This is a genomic window from Vibrio sp. 10N.261.51.A3 (assembly GCF_041471965.1).
GTDB classification, from domain to species: domain Bacteria; phylum Pseudomonadota; class Gammaproteobacteria; order Enterobacterales; family Vibrionaceae; genus Vibrio; species Vibrio crassostreae_C.
This window is the reverse complement of sequence record NZ_JBFRPK010000110.1, coordinates 12,361-28,513: the sequence shown is the minus strand read 5'-3', so window position 1 is coordinate 28,513 and position 16,153 is coordinate 12,361. Positions and strand designations below refer to the sequence as shown.

The window sequence follows — 16,153 nt, the reverse complement described above, 5'->3', positions numbered from 1 at the left end:
GCGAACAGTAACTAGTAAGTACGAACTAAAACCAAGCTGAACAGAATAGACAGTGGTCATCGTAGGCTCAGATAGAGCGACACGGCTAACAATTATAAATAATGGAATTGAACATGATGAAACAGACAAAAATCAAAGCACTTGCTCTAGCGGGTGTGATGGCATTCGGCCTAGCAGCAACGACAACGGCACAAGCTCACCCACGTTGGATTTTGCCATCTCACTTTACTGTATCTAAAGAAGGTGGTGATTGGCTAACGTTCGATGTTACTGCGTCTCACGGTACGTTTGTTTTTGATAAGCCTGCTGGCAGCGAAAATGCTCATGTCATCATGCCAGATGGCCGCAGCGAGCGTCCTAACTTCGTTATTCGTGGCAAGCGTCGTTCAATCTTCGACTTCTATTTTGAAGAAGAAGGTACACACAAAGTGGCGATCAACAACCAGCCGTCTTACTACACGCAATACAAAGCGGGTCGCCGTGACACGGTGAAGTGGATTAAAGCAAACAAAGCTGAGCGTGACTCAGTTCTACCTGAAAAATCACGTGACGTGGTAACGCAGATCAGCTTCACTCGTGCAGAAAGCTACATCACGGTAGGTAAGCCAACGGATTCAGTGTTCAAAATTGAAGGCAAGCTTCTAGAAATGAAGCCTGTGACACACCCTTCAGATATCGTTGAAGGCGAACCTGTGACATTCCAGTTCTTCTACAACGGTGAAATCCAGAAAGACGTGAAAGCGGAGATTACTCGTGAAGGTACGCTTTACCGCAACCACCAAGAGCAGATTGATGTGGTGAGTGATGAGAACGGTGAAATCACGTTTACTCCAGACGTAGCAGGTCGTTACGTAATGAAAGCGAACTACAAAGGTGAGTTGATTGACAACCCACTGGCAGACAAAGCAAGCGCGAACGTTCACCTAACGTTCGAAGCGCTGCTTCAATAGTCTGTGATATCGGGGCTAGATCCCTGATTAAGAATCAAAAAACTTAAGGGCTCATTTGAGCCCTTTATCGCTCAGTTTACTTCTGAGAATTTGCACTGTGGCTAGGGTACGAACCATGACAATAAAAACAAAACTTAACGCTTTAATGACTCCTTGCTTAGCATTGGGACTTGGTTTCGCTGCATTACCTGCGCAAGCACACTTTCCACTGATGAGCTGCTGGTTTGAAGGTAAGACTGTTGCTTGTGAAGCGGGTTATTCGGATGGCAGCAAAGCGATTGATTACGCAGTTGAGATGTACGATTACGAAGACAACTTGATTGCAAAAGAGATGACAGATAAACGTTCTATCGTTGAATTCCCACATCCTGACACTGAGTTCTACCTTGTGTTCGATTCAGGTCATGAGTTTCCAGTTGAAGTTGATGTTGTAGAGATCAGTGAAAAATGATGATTCAAAGCGTACGTGCTGATACGGGCGGCAGAGAGGGCAAATGGGTAGGACTGATCATTGTGTTCATCCTTTGCTTTGCAACTGTCGCAATCCCATTTCATCAGGCTGAATCCCACGTTAAAGCAGTGCTTGATCATCAAATTCTAGTGACTGATGTTGAACAAGAAAACTTGGCGATGCTATCAGAGCTGCGTTTAGCGCATGAAGAAATCCGTGACCTGCGCATGGACTCAGATGGTGAATGGCCGAGTGTCGCATCACTTAAAGATGAATGGGTTGCCCCGTTTGTAGAAGATCAGAGTTGGAAGCGCAAAGGTTCTCATGCTTGGGTACTGGACGAGCGTGGTTACTATTTCTCTGCTCCCAGTGAATCTGCAACACCAAGTAAACAAGCCAAACCAGCTGATCATGGTTCTGCGGATTCCTTTATTTTGAACGCGAACAGCGTTTCCCCTGAGATCTGGATTTTCTTTGGTGGTATAGCAAAACAGCCTAGTGCTTTTGACGAGCACACACTTGAATCTGAAGGCTGGAAAATGGTCGTGAACGAATCAGAAATTGAACAGCATCATGAAAGCGATGCTCACTAATAATAAGAGAATTACTATGCGAATTATGACTCTGTTCATGTCGTTATTAGCGGTGTTCATGGCACCCAATGCATTGGCAAAAGAATATAAGATCGACAGCAACAAGCTGACGATTGGTATCACGCTTCAACCTTACTACAGCTACGTAAAAGCAGTAGTAGGCGACAAAGTGAACATCCTTCCTTTGGTTGATGCCGGCTTTAATCCGCATAACTACTTGCCACAACCGAACGACTTGAAGAGATTGAGCCAGATGGACGCCATCGTGGTAAACGGTATTGGTCACGATGACTTCGCGCTTAAAGTGATTTCAGCCGCGCAACGTGATGACCTAGTCGTGATCGAAGCAAACAAAGAAGTGCCTCTACTTCCTGCTCTTGGTCAGTCTGTTGGTCAAGGTGCCGTTAACCCACATACCTTTGTTGGGCTTTCGACAACAATTCAAAAGGTTTACACCATCGCGAGTGAGGTCTCTAAGCTCGACCCTGACAACGCGGCTTTTTATCGTAAGAATGCACGTAAATACGCAAAGCAATTTCGCTTTATGAAGCGCGATGCGATGTTGTCATTAGGTGAGTTAGATACTTCAGGTATGAAGGTCGCGACTACACATAATGCTTATGGCTACATCCTTCAAGAGTTTGGTGTGGATGTTGCGGCAGTAATCGAGCCTGCACACGGTGTTGAACCAAGTGCTAGTCAACTGCAAGAGACGATCGAGAAGATCCGCGCATCAGGCATTGATGTTCTGTTTTACGAGTTAAACATGCCAAACCGTTTTGTTGACACAATTGAAGCGGAAACAGGCGTTCAGCTTTATCGTTTTTCTCACATGACGCACGGTGAATATGAAGACGATAAAGTCGAAGTTGAGATGAAGAAGAACCTAGAGACGTTAATCGAAGCCATGAAATTTGCGGCGGCGAACCAAGCTAAAAGCGGGAACGCATAATGTTAGGTCCATCAATCTCAATTAATAAACTCGGTCTGCAATACGATAACAACGTAATTCTTGATGATATCTCGCTCGAACTTAAAGCGGGCGAGTGTCATGTGATCATGGGGCCAAACGGTGGCGGTAAAACTTCATTACTGCGCTCTGTGCTTGGCCTTACGCCTTTCTCTGGCCAAATCAATATCCACTGGCCAGAAAAGCAGAGTATTGGTTACGTACCTCAAAAAGCGACCTTCGAGTCTAGCTTGCCTTTGACTGTAATGGACTTCGTACTGCTTAACCAAACGAGAATCCCATTGTTTTGGCGTCGTAAATCTAAGCAATTGGATCTTGCACTCGCACAATTAGATCGCGTTGGTATGGTTACTCGTAGCGACCGCCGCATGGGACAGTTATCGGGTGGTGAGCAGCAACGCGTGCTGTTTGCCCAAGCGCTATTAGATAACCCAAGTCTACTGGTGTTGGATGAACCAACCACGGGTATGGACGAGCAGGGCGTTCGTTATCTTGAATCGTTAATTCGTGAATGTGTTAGTGAAGGTCGTACGATCCTTGCGGTACACCACGATGTCACGGCAGTGCGTCGACTCGAAGCGAACGTACATGTTGTGAATCGATTCTTGGTTGATAGTGGCCCACACGAACAAGTCTTACACCCAAGTAAAATCGAGAGCCTGTTCCAGCACTACAGCAGTGGCTCTGCGATGACCAAATCGAAGGAGGTTGCGTAATGGATTGGTTACGACAACTAGCCATTAGTGGCGTGGAAGCGGGCTGGTTATCAGACAGTTTCATGTATGCCTTCATGGTCAATGCTTTGGTTGCAGCGTTACTACTTGGTCCTCTGTTAGGTGGTCTGGGTACTTTGGTGATTGCTAAGCGTTTGGCTTTCTTCTCTGAAGCGGTAGGCCACGCGGCATTAACCGGTATCGCTATAGGTGTGTTGCTTGGCGAGCCACCAGAAAACCCAATTATTGGTCTGTTTAGCTTCTGTATGATCTTCGCGCTGCTTCTTCACTTTGTAAGAAACAGAACCAATGTGCCATACGATACTTTAGTTGGCGTTTTCCTTGCTTTAGCACTGGCAGTGGGTGCGGCATTGCTGATGTACGTGGCGCGTAAGATCAACATCCACATGCTTGAGAACGTACTATTTGGTTCGATTTTGACGGTAACAGACCAAGACTTAGCGATTCTCGCAGGCAGCTGCGCGATCATTATTTTGCTCTTGATACCGACGTTCAACCGTATTCTTCTAACCTGTATCAGCCCTGATATTGCCAAGGTTCGTGGTTATAACACCAGTTTCTACGACTACTTGTTTGTCATGATGATCACCTTAGTGACGATTGCAGCGGTGAAGATCGTAGGTGCTGTTCTGGTTGGTGCATTATTGCTGATCCCAGGTGCGACAGCTCGCTTGTTAACTAAACGCATGGGCAGCTTTGTATTGCTGTCGGCATTACTGGCAACAGTCGCGTGTTTAGTTGGAACCGTCTTACCTATGGAATTGAAACTACCAGTACCTTCGGGCGCTTCGATCATCATCGTTTCAGCGACATTTTTCCTAGCGGCAACGCTATACCGGATTATAAGAAAGGCATAATCATGACCTCTTTAATTAATCGTATCTCAAGAACAGTGAAGGCTATTACTAAAGTTGGTGCCGTTAGCAGCCTATGGTTGGCCGGCTCAATGGTGTCTATCAGTGCTAATGCCGAGGATATCCTTACCAGTACGCCTGTGACTTATGCTTTGGCGACAGAGCTAACCAAAGGCACAGACATTACCACCGAATATCTGCCACCAAAGCGCTACGGCATTGATCGTCTGCCAAACTGGTTTGGTACTAAAGGCGCAAGCAAAGTCCTTCAATCCGGCGAAAAGGCGACCGTAGCATTAACGCTGTCATCTATTTGGCAAGCTGATCCTACATTTGTATACGCAAGACAGGGCAATATCCGTTTGGTTGAAGTGGATGCGGCTCAAGCGATTACACCGCGCGCGCAAGGTGTAGCTGCGCTGACGTTATCAAATGGTGAAGTGTCTAAATACGCGTGGTTAAACCCAACCAATCTAACGCGTATGGCGGCAATTGTGGCTGATGACTTTAAGTTGTTGTGGCCTGCGCAAGCTGAAACGATTGATAGCAACTTACAACGTGTGATGTTGGATGTTCGTGAACTGATCAACAAGCAGCAAGCAGTATTGCTCGACAATGACGTAGATTCAGTATTGTTGCTTTCAGAAAGCTTGGAAGATTTCGCCTCTGGCAGCCAACTGTTTGTTGAAGAACGCATGTTCAAAGCTGAACTGGAATGGACAGAGCAGGACAAAGCCAAGCTTAAAGAGATGTTTTCGGAAGATGATGCTCTATGGTTAGTTACAGCGAAAAAGCCAAGCAACTTGATTAAATCATTGGTACCGAATGAGCGTATCTTGGTAGTGGATTCTGTTGATCGTTGGGGCAGAGCGGGAATCAACGCAAAAGCACCGTTTGCCCGTTGGGAAGTGCAGCCATTCAAAGGCTAACCAGCGCGATTAAAAATGGTAGGATCAAAAAAGCAGCCCAATTTGAGGCTGCTTTTTTGTTCTTGTCTGTTGGCTCTGAAAAGAGTGTCAGACAAGAGGACTGCGAGTATAAACTTACTCTGCAGCTTTTGTCTCTTCAGCTTCAACCGTTGCTTCTACTGAACCTTCAGCTTGCTCTTGAGCTGCTTTCGCTTGTTCTTCAGCTTCCATTTTTGCACGGTCAGCTTTAGAGATGTAGCGAGGCTTGTTGCTACTATGCAGTTTAGAATTCGCCTGTTTCTGCTTCTTTTTTAGAATTTGATTGATTTTTTTCTTACGGTTCATTGCTGCATAGCCTTGTATTTAGTTTAGGCGGTGGAGGATAATCATTTTAGCTCTAGAACTCAATATTTACATGGTATTCAGCAAGGAAAATATCACTATGCAGTCAGTCGAGACCGAACGTTTAAGATTAAGAATGATCACACCTCAAGATGCGGCGTTTATTCAACGACTATACAGCTCAGAAGATTTCCTGCGTTACATTGGTGATAAGGAAATCAACGACACTGAAAAGGCTGTCGAGTACATTGAAAACAACATTCTTAAGATGCATGAAGAGAAGGGTGTCTGTTTGTTGATGGTTGAAATCAAAGAAACTTCAACGCCAATTGGTATCTGCGGATTAATAAAAAGAGACACCTTAGCGTCGCATGATATTGGCTACGGGTTTGCTCCTGAGTTTTATGGTCAAGGCTTTGCCCAAGAAGCCGCGGAGGCGATAATTGAACAAGCTAAGCAGAATGCTGATATCGATCATTTAGTTGCCATCACTACCTCTGATAACATTCGAAGTATCACACTACTGACTAAGTTAGGCTTTGTGTTCGAGCGAGTTGAAGATGTGATAAGCGAAAGCGTTAATCTCAACCTGTATGGTTTCTCATTAGGTAATTAAAACATGTTCCAACATAACAATATTCTACAAGGTGAGCTCGCAACGGAGTACAAAACCGTTATTGCGATGGTGCACATCTATTGCAAAGATCACCACGGTGAAGTTCGTCAGAATAACGCGTTATGTGAGGAGTGTGAGCAACTGTTGCGTTACGCCGAAACACGACTGGATAGATGTCCTTATGGCGAAGCAAAACCGACCTGTAATAAGTGTCCGATTCATTGCTATAAACCAGACCCGAAAGAGCAAATGCGATTGGTGATGCGCTATGCCGGGCCAAGAATGCTACTTAAGCATCCGATATTAGCGATTCGACATCTGATTCATGAGAAACGGAAAGTGCCTGAAAAGCCGTTGCCGAATGTGTCGAACCGCCATATCCGAATGAACAAGAAGTAAGTGGCGCTTTAAAGTAATTTCTAAAGAAATGCAAAAGGTCTGATTTCTCAGACCTTTTTTATGTAGATACGTTTTATCTAAGTTTGAATATAGCCAGGTAACTGAAACTTACGCCGCTTGAGGCTCTTCGTAGGTCACCGTTAGGTTGTTGATCCAGCGTCGGCTCAAATAACGGTGTGAACAGATGGTCAATTTCACGACTTCTTCTACCAACATTAGACCATAGATGTATTTAAAGTCCCATTCAGCGACAAACGCGCCGTAAACACATACTGGAATGCCCACCATCCACATCGCGATGAAATCCATGCGAAGGCAGAACGCATTATCACCACCAGCACGAATAATACCGTTAATGATCACCATGTTGAGCATGCGAATCACGACCGCAAAGCACATGATCATCATCGCAGGTGAAGCAAGCGGGTATAAAGCGTCTTTGGTCAGGTTTAGCCATGACAGAACGTGCTCTTTACCCATAAACAATAGCAAGCCTACAACCGCACCAAAACCAACCACGGCTTTGATGAACGTCAGACCCATACTCATAGCGTCATCAAACTCATCACGACCGAGTGAGTGACCAAGCAACACGGAACACGCTACAGAAATACCAAAGAATATCGAGTAACACAGCGACTCAAAAGGCGCGAGCATAGAGAACACAGCAAGTTCCGTTGTGCCCATGTGACCGAAGATCATTTGGTATGCCATAGTACCCATTGCCCATAACACGGCATTCATCGTTAGTGGCAAAGCAATACGACGGTAAGACAACCATAATGACGGACGATGTGGTGAGCTAGGCGTGGTTAACAACCAGTGTTTACGCATGCGCATATAGCCATACATCAAACCCACTTGAATCAAGCGCGCTAAAGTGGTTGCCAATGCCGCACCTGCAACGCCCATCGCTGGAATACCGAAGGCACCTTTAATGAGTACGAAGTTAAGTGCGATGTTGAGGGCAATCGTGACCGCACCAAGCAATAGTGGTGTTACGGTGTCACCTGATGAGCGCATGCTTGCTTCTACCACGACCACAATGTGAGTCAGAAGAAGGACAGGGAATCCATACCACAGGTAAGTCGCGCCAAGTTCAATCACGGTTTGATCGCTGGTCTGCAACATCATTAAAAACTGAGAACCAAGAGTGATGATTGCAGTAACAGGCAGCAGAACTTTTAAGCCAAACACCATTGCGATAGATGATACCGTTCGCGCGCTTTTTCGGTCGTTCTTTCCCCAGTATTGAGCGACTAATGTTCCGTTTGCTGAGGCCAACCCTGCCATAATCATAATAGCAACGAAGTGCCATTTTGATGCAATTCCCACAGCCGCAGCTGCTTCCATACCATAATCACTGACCATTAATACGTCAGCAAGGGCAAGAATAGCGACAAGCGCACTTTGTAAAGCAACAGGTAAACCCAGTTTAACGATACGAGGTAAGATGCTCTCTGGCTTGTTATTCATAGATGAGTTAGGGTTGATGTTAGTTGTCATAAGCTCTCCGATTTATGGCAGAACTATAGTGATTTGAGCGAAGTAACAACATGTTTAAAAAACAACAAAACCTGTGCGAATCCGTCATTGATTCAATGAGACCAAAATCAACTTGGCATGATGATGTTTTTCTCGCTGAACAGTGCAAAGAACGTTTTTTGACCGTTGAAGATATTCCAGAGATGAAAAGCTTTGGTGTCTATATGGGCGGCATGGCGAAGCTATATGATGGCTACTGGGTTGAGCGCGAATCCGTTAATGTTCATACGTTGATTTTCACTATGGAAGGTGGCGGCATTCTAACAACCGCAACATCGGTCCAAGCGATTACACCTTATACACTCGTGGTGCTTCCTGCTGAAACCCCATTTCGTTTTGAACTCGATCCTCAATATAATTATTGGAAAATGGCGTGGATGCTGACGCCTGACACCAAGCAATGGCAGCACATAGCAAGTTTAGGACAGGGGATTGTGCCTTTTGGAGAGTGTGAGCAGATCTGGTCATTAATGAACTTGGTTTACTTTGAGATAGGCGGTAGAGCCAGTTACCGTAAGTTACTCTTGAGTGAAATTATCCGAACATTGACGGGGTTTGAGCCTAAGTCGACCAGCACCACTGCACGTGTTCAAGCGCTCTATAACGAAATTGAAAGTAGTCTGCATCAGCCATGGACAGTGGCAGGGATGGCTGAAAGAGTGTTTATCAGTGAAGAGCAACTCAATAGAGTCACCAAGACGCTATTCAACCTCTCACCACGCAGTAAATTGATTCAATTACGCATGGACAAAGCCACCAGTCTACTGAAATATCAAGATTGGTCAGTTTCTATGATTGCTAATCGCTTAGGCTACAAAGATCCTTATAACTTTTCGCATCGTTTCAAAAAGCATTTCGGTTTATCACCCAGTCAATATCGAAAGAGCCATCGACTTCTTGGTTAGCCTTGCACGATGAAATGAGAAGTGTGGGAGAAGAAGGTTACATATAGGCATGAGTTGAAAAGGGCCCTTCGCTTAGACATAAAGTCTGAACTCGGAGCCCTAATGACACGCATCTAGTGTCTGTCTATTTAAGCTTACTCGCCTGCAATCTGTAGGTGAGAGCGCTTTAGGCTAGCAATCAACATGTAGATCGTTGTAGCAAGTAGAGACGCGAACAGGTAAGTGAACAATCCTGCTTGTGAATCCATAAAGCTGTCTGCAATGATTGGTCCCGCAACAGAACCGATGCTGTAGCAAAGTAGCATGATTTGAGTCACTGACACCAAGTAGCTTGGGTCAAGGTTACGGCAACCTAAGTTAATCGCGATTGGGTATAGCGCAAATGTGGCCATGCCTAATACGAACAAGCTCATGCCTAGTACGTAGAAATCGTGATTGATAGTCAGCACACCAATGCTTGCAACCCCTAGCAGGCAGAACAAAGCCATTAATAACACTTGTCCTACGTGGTGAGATAACCAAGTCACCATCGGCTGTACAGCCATACCACCCATGATAACCAAAGCCATCAAACCACCAATGTCTTCGTGTGCAATGTTACGTTGAGCAAGTTCAACTGGCATCAAGCCGTAAATCGCACCTAGCGTTAATCCGGAAACAATGCAGCCAATTAGCGCGCTGTGGCTTAATTTGCTGATCTGCTTTAAAGACAAAGATTGCGCATCGTGGATCTGTGGTGGAGTTGCTTGTCCGTACATCAGCACAATGATCGCACCAAACAGAAGGGTGAACATTGCGATGAAAGGTACGCCACCAGTAATACCTAGGTAACCGATACCAAGCTGACCAACTGCAGAACCGCCGTACAGTGAACACATGTAGATAGCGAGACGTTTTGCGCGTTGTGACTCGTCGCCGCTCATTAGCCAAGACTCTACAATCACGAAGATACCTGCAACCGCCACACCAGCCACAAAGCGAGCTAGTAGCCATACTGCTTGGTGTGGGATCAATGGCAATACAAGGATCGTTGCGATGAACACACTCAATGCGATGACGAACGCGTCTTTGTGGCCAACACGCGCAATGGCACGTTCAATCAATAATGTACCAGCCAGTAGACCTGCATAGAATGCACTCGCCAACCAACTCGATAGATCTTTGTCTAAGCCATACTCAGACAGCATTAATGGTAATGAACTCATTAAGTAGCCTGAAGCGATCGCGTAAAAAGACAATGCAATAACAGGAACAGTTATGCGAGTTGTTGGTTGGATGTTGTCCAATGCAGGAGCCTCTGATAGTAAAAGAAACGATGAATTTTCCGCGACTATGGGGGAGAAACTGAATTGGGTAAAACAAATAAAAATGGTCGTTAAGATAAAAGAAATTTATCGACCAACTAAACTAAAATACGGTTGCGATATTTGGTGGTTTGGCGAGATTTTATGCGGGCAAAAAGTCGTTAAGCCGTTGTTCATTGGTGGTTTAATTTAGAAAAAGATTGCAGCGTGATTGTCTTTTTATGATTTGGATTGAGTGGGATTTTAAGTGTTAGACCGTTTCTTTACGGTATTGACGTGGCGAGCTTCCACTCCACTTACGAAAGGCATGACGAAAGTTAGCGCTATCAGAAAAGCCAACTCGTTCAGATATCTCTTCAATACTCATTCGAGTTGAAGAAAGGTAGTGCCGGGAAAGGTGAAAGCGAACATGGTCCAGTATCTTCTGATAGCTCGTATCCGCTGCTTTCAGGTGACGACGCAGAGTTCGAGAAGACATGCCCAGTTCTGAAGAAATGGATTCTATAGAAGGGTAACATCCTGGCCTTTCAATCAGCATCTGAGAGACTTTCTCTTTGAGGCTACTGGGTGCACTGACTTTTGCCAACATGTCATCACACGATTTTAAGCACATCTGTAAAGTGATGGGGTTGGCGGTAGGAAGAGATGAATACAAGGTGGTTGCGTCGAACTCCCATTCAAGCCGGTCACTATTGAATTCAACCGGGCAGCGGAAAATCTCTGTGTATAGATCGCCGTATTCAGGTTTTGGATAGGGGAAGCGGATCACTTGAGAAGGAAAGGGCTGCTGTAAGACCTCTTCGCACAAACTGTGTATCGCCGCGAACCAGTATTCACAACAAAAGGGCAGTAAAGAATCGAGTTCGATAAGTTGCTCTGCGCGAAAGTAACCAATGTTGTCTTCTACAGACATGGTTTTCCTGAGGACAGGGCCAGCAAGTTGCAGATACTTAAACCCGATTAAAAAGGCATCGAGTAGTGTTTCGCTGCTAAACACCGCATAACCGAGCACGCCGAAATCGCTGAACCTCGCTTGTTGGCCAACTTTAAGCCCCAATCCGTCTTCGTTGGAATTCGCTAACGCATTACTGAACACAGCAAGCTTTTGCGCCAAAGTGATGTGTGTATCGGGTGTGTTGAGTTGGAGAGCATCGATGTTACTGCCTTCGAGCAACTCTTCGATACTGAGAACAGGCGACAGGTAACGATGCAGCAACTGAAGATCCAGAATGCCGAATGCTTGCATGTCGGGTTCGTAAACTGCGGTGTATTCCATAAGCTGCCTCTTCTTGAATATCGATATCTTAACCGAACTTTTAACATTTACGCCTGTTGCTTGTTCTCACTTTCGCAAGCTTGTTCCAAATTTTGGTTTATGTGTGCAAGGTTTTATTGGGCTTACACAGGTCGTGTCCGAATATCACCGGTTTTTGTCTTTTTGAAACCTGTTCGAAATGTTATCGAAATGTTGTAATTTATTGGGCTGCACATTGGAGCGTCTCAAACATTTTGCTCAATAACGACTCTTATCTACATGACACACCAATGTGCAGGCTCGTGATGACAAGAAAGAGACTTATTACAACGATTAGAACGTCTACGGTGACCGTCACAAACAGGTCTAAGCCGCACAAGGAGATCATGGATGCACAATCTTGCTGTTAATTTGGAGCGTAGCGCTTCGCTTTTTCCAACTAAAGCCGCTCTGCGTATGGGATCGGATGAAATCAGTTTTTCTCAGTTAGAACAACTTTCTGGAAACGTGGCTGCTAACTTGAAAAGACTTGGGTTGCAGAACGGAGATAAGGTAGCGTTGTCATGCCCGAACGTGACTTACTTTCCGATAGCCTATTACGGGATTCTAAAAGCGGGTTGTGTAGTCGTGCCTTTGAACGTGCTATTCAAGGCCAGAGAGATCGCTTATCACCTTAATGACTCTAACGCGAAGGCCTATTTATGTTTTGACGGCAGTGAAGAGCTTCCAATTGGTCGCTATGGTTTACAAGGTTTTGAGCAGGCAAACCACTGTGAACACTTTGTCGAGATGCCTATCCCAACAAACACAGACACTACTTTAGAAAGTAATGGGGAGCATGAATCAATCGCTGATTGGTTGGCACAACCTTTTACTCCTTTTGAGTCTGTGGCTTGTCATGGCGATGATACCGCTGTGATCCTTTATACCTCTGGCACGACGGGTCAACCAAAAGGGGCTGAGCTTTCCCACACCAACATGCAAACCAATGCGATGTCGTCACAGTATCTAATGAGATTGGAGTACAGCGACACCACAATGGCTACACTGCCTTTATTTCATAGCTTCGGTCAGACGGTGATGATGAACGCGAGTGTGCTAACAGGGTCCACCATGGTGTTGATTCCTCGTTTTGAACCGTCATTGGTTATTGAACAGATCATTAGCCATAAAGTCAGCGTGTTTGCGGGTGTTCCTACTATGTATATCGCGCTATTAAAGGCGGGAGAAGAGTCTTCTGATAGTTTAGAAAACACAAGCAAACGCTCTGAACAGGTTAAACACAGCTTGAGGTTAGGTGTTTCTGGCGGTGCTTCTATGCCGCTTGAGGTTATACGACAGTTTGAATCTCGTTTTGAATTACCAGTCTTAGAAGGTTATGGGCTCTCGGAAACGGCGCCGGTTGCGACCTTTAATCATATTGATGGCGATCGTTTATCGGGTAGTGTCGGTCAGCCTTTATGTGGCCACCTCATCAAGATTACTGATATACAAGGCAACTCTGTCGCTATGGGTGAACTCGGCGAAGTCTGCATTAAAAGCCCAAGTGTGATGAAAGGCTATTATCAAAGGCCAGAGGCGACAGCTGAATCTATTCGTGATGGTTGGTTCTTAACGGGAGATATCGGTCGCGTCGATGAGCATGGCAATTTGTTCATTGTTGACCGTGTTAAAGACATGATTATTCGTGGTGGGTACAACGTTTATCCACGTGAAGTCGAAGAAGTGTTGATGTGTCACCCCGATGTCGAAATGGTCGCGGTGGTAGGCGAGCATCATGAACATTTAGGCGAGGAGATCCACGCGCATGTGGTTCTTCACGAACATACGCAATGTGATAGTGCCGCCTTGATAGCATGGTGTCGTGAGCAACTCGCCGACTACAAATACCCGCGTAAGGTATTCATTCGTAAAGCCTTACCCATGACAGCAACCGGAAAAATCTTGAAGCGTGAGTTACACCCACTAGAAATAGCGGAGATGGCAAATGGATAGTTATGATTTTATTATTGTTGGCGGTGGTTCAGCTGGGTGTGTGATGGCTTCTCGGCTGTCGGAAGATCCTGATGTGACGGTTTGCTTGTTAGAAGCGGGTGGTAAAGACACCAGCCCATTCATTCACACACCCGTTGGCGTGGTGGCGATGATGCCAACCAAACTCAATAATTGGGCATTCGAAACGGTTGAACAGCCGGGTTTGAACGGTCGTAAAGGCTATCAGCCTAGAGGTAAGACACTTGGCGGTTCTAGCTCTATCAATGCCATGATGTACGCTCGTGGACATCGCTATGACTACGATAGATGGGAAAGCTTGGGCAATGCTGGCTGGAACTATGAATCCTGTTTGCCTTACTTTAAGAAAGCAGAAAACAACGAAGTCCACCAAGATGAGTTCCATGGCCAAGGTGGTCCTCTTAATGTGGCCAATCTTAGATCGCCAAGCCCTATGTTGGAACGTTATTTAACGGCGTGTGAATCGATAGGTGTCCCTCGCAATGAGGATATTAACGGCGCTGCTCAGTTTGGGGCGATGCCGACGCAGGTAACACAGCTGAATGGTGAACGATGCAGTGCTGCCAAGGCTTACTTAACGCCAAACCTTTCACGATCGAATCTCACGGTCGTGACTAAAGCCACCACACATAAGGTTTTGTTTGAAGGCAAGAAGGCGATTGGTGTTGAATATGGTTCTAGCGGAAAGCGTTATCAGATACGATGCAACAAAGAAGTGATTCTTTCCGCTGGCGCGTTTGGTTCTCCCCAATTGCTGTTACTGTCTGGTGTCGGTGCTCAAACTGAACTAGAGACACATGGAATCGAACAGGTTCATGAGTTGCCTGGAGTAGGCAAGAACCTCCAAGACCATATCGACTTAGTGCATTCGTACAAATGCAGCGAAAAGCGCGAAACCTTCGGCATTTCATTGCAAATGGCCTCTGAAATGACCAAAGCTCTTCCGCTATGGCACAAAGAACGACGCGGGAAAATGAGTAGCAACTTTGCTGAAGGGATTGGTTTTCTTTGTTCCGAAGATCATATTGCCGTGCCGGATTTAGAGTTTGTATTTGTGGTCGCTGTTGTTGATGACCATGCAAGAAAAATCCATACCAGTCATGGCTTTACCTCTCATGTCACCTTATTGCGACCGAAGAGCTACGGCACCGTAACGCTCAATAGTAATGATCCCTATGATCCGCCTAAGATCGATCCTGCGTTTTTCAGTCATCCTGAAGACATGGAGATCATGATTAAGGGCTGGAAGAAGCAGTATCAAATGTTAGAGAGTTCCGCGTTTGATGATATCCGAGGCAATGCTTTCTACCCTGTGGACGCCAGTGATGACAAGGCTATCGAGCAAGATATTCGCAATCGTGCAGACACTCAGTATCACCCGATCGGGACCTGTAAAATGGGACCTAGTAGCGATTCTTTAGCTGTGGTAGATAAAGATCTCAAAGTTTATGGATTGGATAATTTGAGAGTCATTGATGCTTCTGTGATGCCGACACTGATTGGGGCAAACACCAATGCACCAACCATTATGATTGCTGAGAAAGTCGCAGATCAAATCAAACAGCAATACGGGTTTGGCAAGCAAGAATCTAGTATTCAAGCGAAAGGCGAAGCTGTGGTTTTATTCAAGAAGTTAAGTGATAACCATAAATAAAACAGTAGGTTAGATAGTCTTGATTTGGTAAGACTCTCTAACCTATTTTTGTGTGCTTACTTAGAACAAAGCAAAAGCTAAATCAATCGCTTAAACAATCGCTTAAACAATCGCTTAACCAATAGCTTAACCAATAGCTTAAATAATAGTGTTACTTGGTTAGAGCTTGATTAAGCCATTGATCAAATTGGCCTTTTGGTAACGCACCGTTAATCGTATCAACACGTTGACCGTTCTTGAACACCATCACCGTTGGGATGCTTCTGATTTGATACATAGCCGCCAGTTGCTGTTGAGCTTCGGTATCAATTTTAACAAATCGAACATCGCCAGCGCGCTCTTTAGCGACATCGCTAAATACAGGTGCGAAACCTACACATGGGTTGCACCATGTCGCCCAAAAATCGACAACGACAGGCTGTGAACTGTTCAAAATTGATTGGAAATTCAGTGACGTACCTTCGATTGGTGCACCGTCTAGAAGTGCGTTTTTGCACTTACCACAAGTAGGGCTTTCTGAAATTCTTTCTGAAGGAACTCGGTTTACGCCACCGCAAGAAGGGCAACGTGTGTTGAATGTAGACATAACTTTCTCTTTTTATTGCGTCTCCGTGCCTAACGCGATTTACGAATCATGTACGGAACGCTTATACTGTTTAA

The 16,153-nt window shown here is 45.4% G+C and carries 18 protein-coding genes; 13 read left to right on the top strand and 5 right to left on the bottom strand.

Going from position 1 to position 16,153, the window contains the following annotated elements; translation table 11 throughout:
* Nucleotides 1–113 precede the first annotated feature (113 nt).
* The 7 genes from AB4371_RS21420 to AB4371_RS21390 all read left to right on the top strand — a co-directional run bounded on the left by AB4371_RS21420 (nucleotide 114) and on the right by AB4371_RS21390 (nucleotide 5,481).
* On the top strand, nucleotides 114–950 hold the full coding sequence (locus AB4371_RS21420) for a DUF4198 domain-containing protein (RefSeq protein WP_017062544.1): 837 nt from the start codon (nucleotides 114–116) through the stop codon (nucleotides 948–950).
* A gap of 115 nt (nucleotides 951–1,065) precedes the next feature.
* A complete protein-coding gene (locus tag AB4371_RS21415; RefSeq protein ID WP_017062543.1) occupies nucleotides 1,066–1,401 on the top strand; it encodes a hypothetical protein in 336 nt (111 codons plus the stop codon).
* A complete protein-coding gene (locus AB4371_RS21410; protein WP_372150633.1) occupies nucleotides 1,398–1,994 on the top strand; it encodes a DUF6162 family protein in 597 nt (198 codons plus the stop codon). Before AB4371_RS21415 ends, AB4371_RS21410 begins: the two co-directional genes overlap by 4 nt.
* A gap of 16 nt (nucleotides 1,995–2,010) precedes the next feature.
* On the top strand, nucleotides 2,011–2,946 hold the full coding sequence (locus AB4371_RS21405; protein ID WP_017062541.1) for a metal ABC transporter solute-binding protein, Zn/Mn family: 936 nt from the start codon (nucleotides 2,011–2,013) through the stop codon (nucleotides 2,944–2,946).
* Nucleotides 2,946–3,680 carry a metal ABC transporter ATP-binding protein gene (locus AB4371_RS21400; protein WP_017064556.1) on the top strand — a complete coding sequence of 245 codons (735 nt, stop codon included), beginning with the start codon at nucleotides 2,946–2,948 and terminating at the stop codon, nucleotides 3,678–3,680. The genes AB4371_RS21405 and AB4371_RS21400 overlap by 1 nt, the downstream gene beginning before the upstream one ends.
* Nucleotides 3,680–4,555: a metal ABC transporter permease gene (locus tag AB4371_RS21395; protein ID WP_017070974.1), complete on the top strand. Its 876-nt coding sequence runs from the start codon at nucleotides 3,680–3,682 to the stop codon at nucleotides 4,553–4,555. Before AB4371_RS21400 ends, AB4371_RS21395 begins: the two co-directional genes overlap by 1 nt.
* A gap of 2 nt (nucleotides 4,556–4,557) precedes the next feature.
* Nucleotides 4,558–5,481, top strand: a complete 924-nt coding sequence (locus tag AB4371_RS21390; RefSeq protein ID WP_065584939.1) for an ABC transporter substrate-binding protein — start codon at nucleotides 4,558–4,560, stop codon at nucleotides 5,479–5,481.
* Nucleotides 5,482–5,595: 114 nt separating this feature from the next.
* On the opposite strand, the gene AB4371_RS21385 is transcribed toward AB4371_RS21390, so the two are convergent.
* Entirely contained in the window at nucleotides 5,596–5,805 is a 210-nt protein-coding gene (locus AB4371_RS21385) for a DUF2986 domain-containing protein (protein ID WP_017060973.1), read from the bottom strand.
* Between the two features lie 97 nt (nucleotides 5,806–5,902).
* Between AB4371_RS21385 and AB4371_RS21380 the strand changes: the two genes are divergently transcribed.
* A complete protein-coding gene (locus tag AB4371_RS21380; RefSeq protein ID WP_017067858.1) occupies nucleotides 5,903–6,418 on the top strand; it encodes a GNAT family N-acetyltransferase in 516 nt (171 codons plus the stop codon).
* Nucleotides 6,419–6,421: 3 nt separating this feature from the next.
* Nucleotides 6,422–6,817 (top strand): nitrous oxide-stimulated promoter family protein, encoded by a 396-nt coding sequence (locus AB4371_RS21375; protein ID WP_017060975.1) that lies wholly within the window; start codon nucleotides 6,422–6,424, stop codon nucleotides 6,815–6,817.
* Nucleotides 6,818–6,925: 108 nt separating this feature from the next.
* Here the strand turns inward: AB4371_RS21375 and AB4371_RS21370 are convergent, their stop codons facing one another.
* Nucleotides 6,926–8,323: an MATE family efflux transporter gene (locus AB4371_RS21370; protein WP_102320789.1), complete on the bottom strand. Its 1,398-nt coding sequence runs from the start codon at nucleotides 8,321–8,323 to the stop codon at nucleotides 6,926–6,928.
* Nucleotides 8,324–8,373: 50 nt separating this feature from the next.
* On the opposite strand from AB4371_RS21370, the gene AB4371_RS21365 reads away from it, so the two are divergent.
* The gene (locus AB4371_RS21365) at nucleotides 8,374–9,267 is read left to right on the top strand and encodes an AraC family transcriptional regulator (protein WP_017060977.1); all 894 of its coding nucleotides are present in this window, start codon (nucleotides 8,374–8,376) and stop codon (nucleotides 9,265–9,267) included.
* Between the two features lie 134 nt (nucleotides 9,268–9,401).
* On the opposite strand, the gene AB4371_RS21360 is transcribed toward AB4371_RS21365, so the two are convergent.
* Nucleotides 9,402–10,553 carry an MFS transporter gene (locus AB4371_RS21360; protein ID WP_102320790.1) on the bottom strand — a complete coding sequence of 384 codons (1,152 nt, stop codon included), beginning with the start codon at nucleotides 10,551–10,553 and terminating at the stop codon, nucleotides 9,402–9,404.
* On the opposite strand from AB4371_RS21360, the gene AB4371_RS21355 reads away from it, so the two are divergent.
* Nucleotides 10,525–10,764, top strand: a complete 240-nt coding sequence (locus tag AB4371_RS21355) for a hypothetical protein (RefSeq protein WP_017060129.1) — start codon at nucleotides 10,525–10,527, stop codon at nucleotides 10,762–10,764. The two genes, AB4371_RS21360 and AB4371_RS21355, sit on opposite strands and share 29 nt — an antisense overlap.
* Before the next feature lie 57 nt (nucleotides 10,765–10,821).
* Here AB4371_RS21355 and AB4371_RS21350 read toward each other — a convergent pair whose 3' ends face one another.
* Nucleotides 10,822–11,847 (bottom strand): AraC family transcriptional regulator, encoded by a 1,026-nt coding sequence (locus tag AB4371_RS21350; RefSeq protein ID WP_102320791.1) that lies wholly within the window; start codon nucleotides 11,845–11,847, stop codon nucleotides 10,822–10,824.
* A gap of 369 nt (nucleotides 11,848–12,216) precedes the next feature.
* Between AB4371_RS21350 and AB4371_RS21345 the strand changes: the two genes are divergently transcribed.
* Both AB4371_RS21345 and AB4371_RS21340 read left to right on the top strand, forming a co-directional pair.
* Nucleotides 12,217–13,821 (top strand): long-chain fatty acid--CoA ligase, encoded by a 1,605-nt coding sequence (locus AB4371_RS21345; RefSeq protein WP_065584942.1) that lies wholly within the window; start codon nucleotides 12,217–12,219, stop codon nucleotides 13,819–13,821.
* Nucleotides 13,814–15,493, top strand: coding sequence for a GMC family oxidoreductase (locus tag AB4371_RS21340; RefSeq protein ID WP_372150632.1), 1,680 nt, complete (start codon nucleotides 13,814–13,816; stop codon nucleotides 15,491–15,493). Before AB4371_RS21345 ends, AB4371_RS21340 begins: the two co-directional genes overlap by 8 nt.
* A 151-nt stretch (nucleotides 15,494–15,644) precedes the next feature.
* Here AB4371_RS21340 and trxC read toward each other — a convergent pair whose 3' ends face one another.
* Complete coding sequence (gene trxC, locus AB4371_RS21335) at nucleotides 15,645–16,079, bottom strand: thioredoxin TrxC (RefSeq protein ID WP_017060125.1); 435 nt, start codon at nucleotides 16,077–16,079, stop codon at nucleotides 15,645–15,647.
* Between the last annotated feature and the right edge of the window lie 74 nt (nucleotides 16,080–16,153).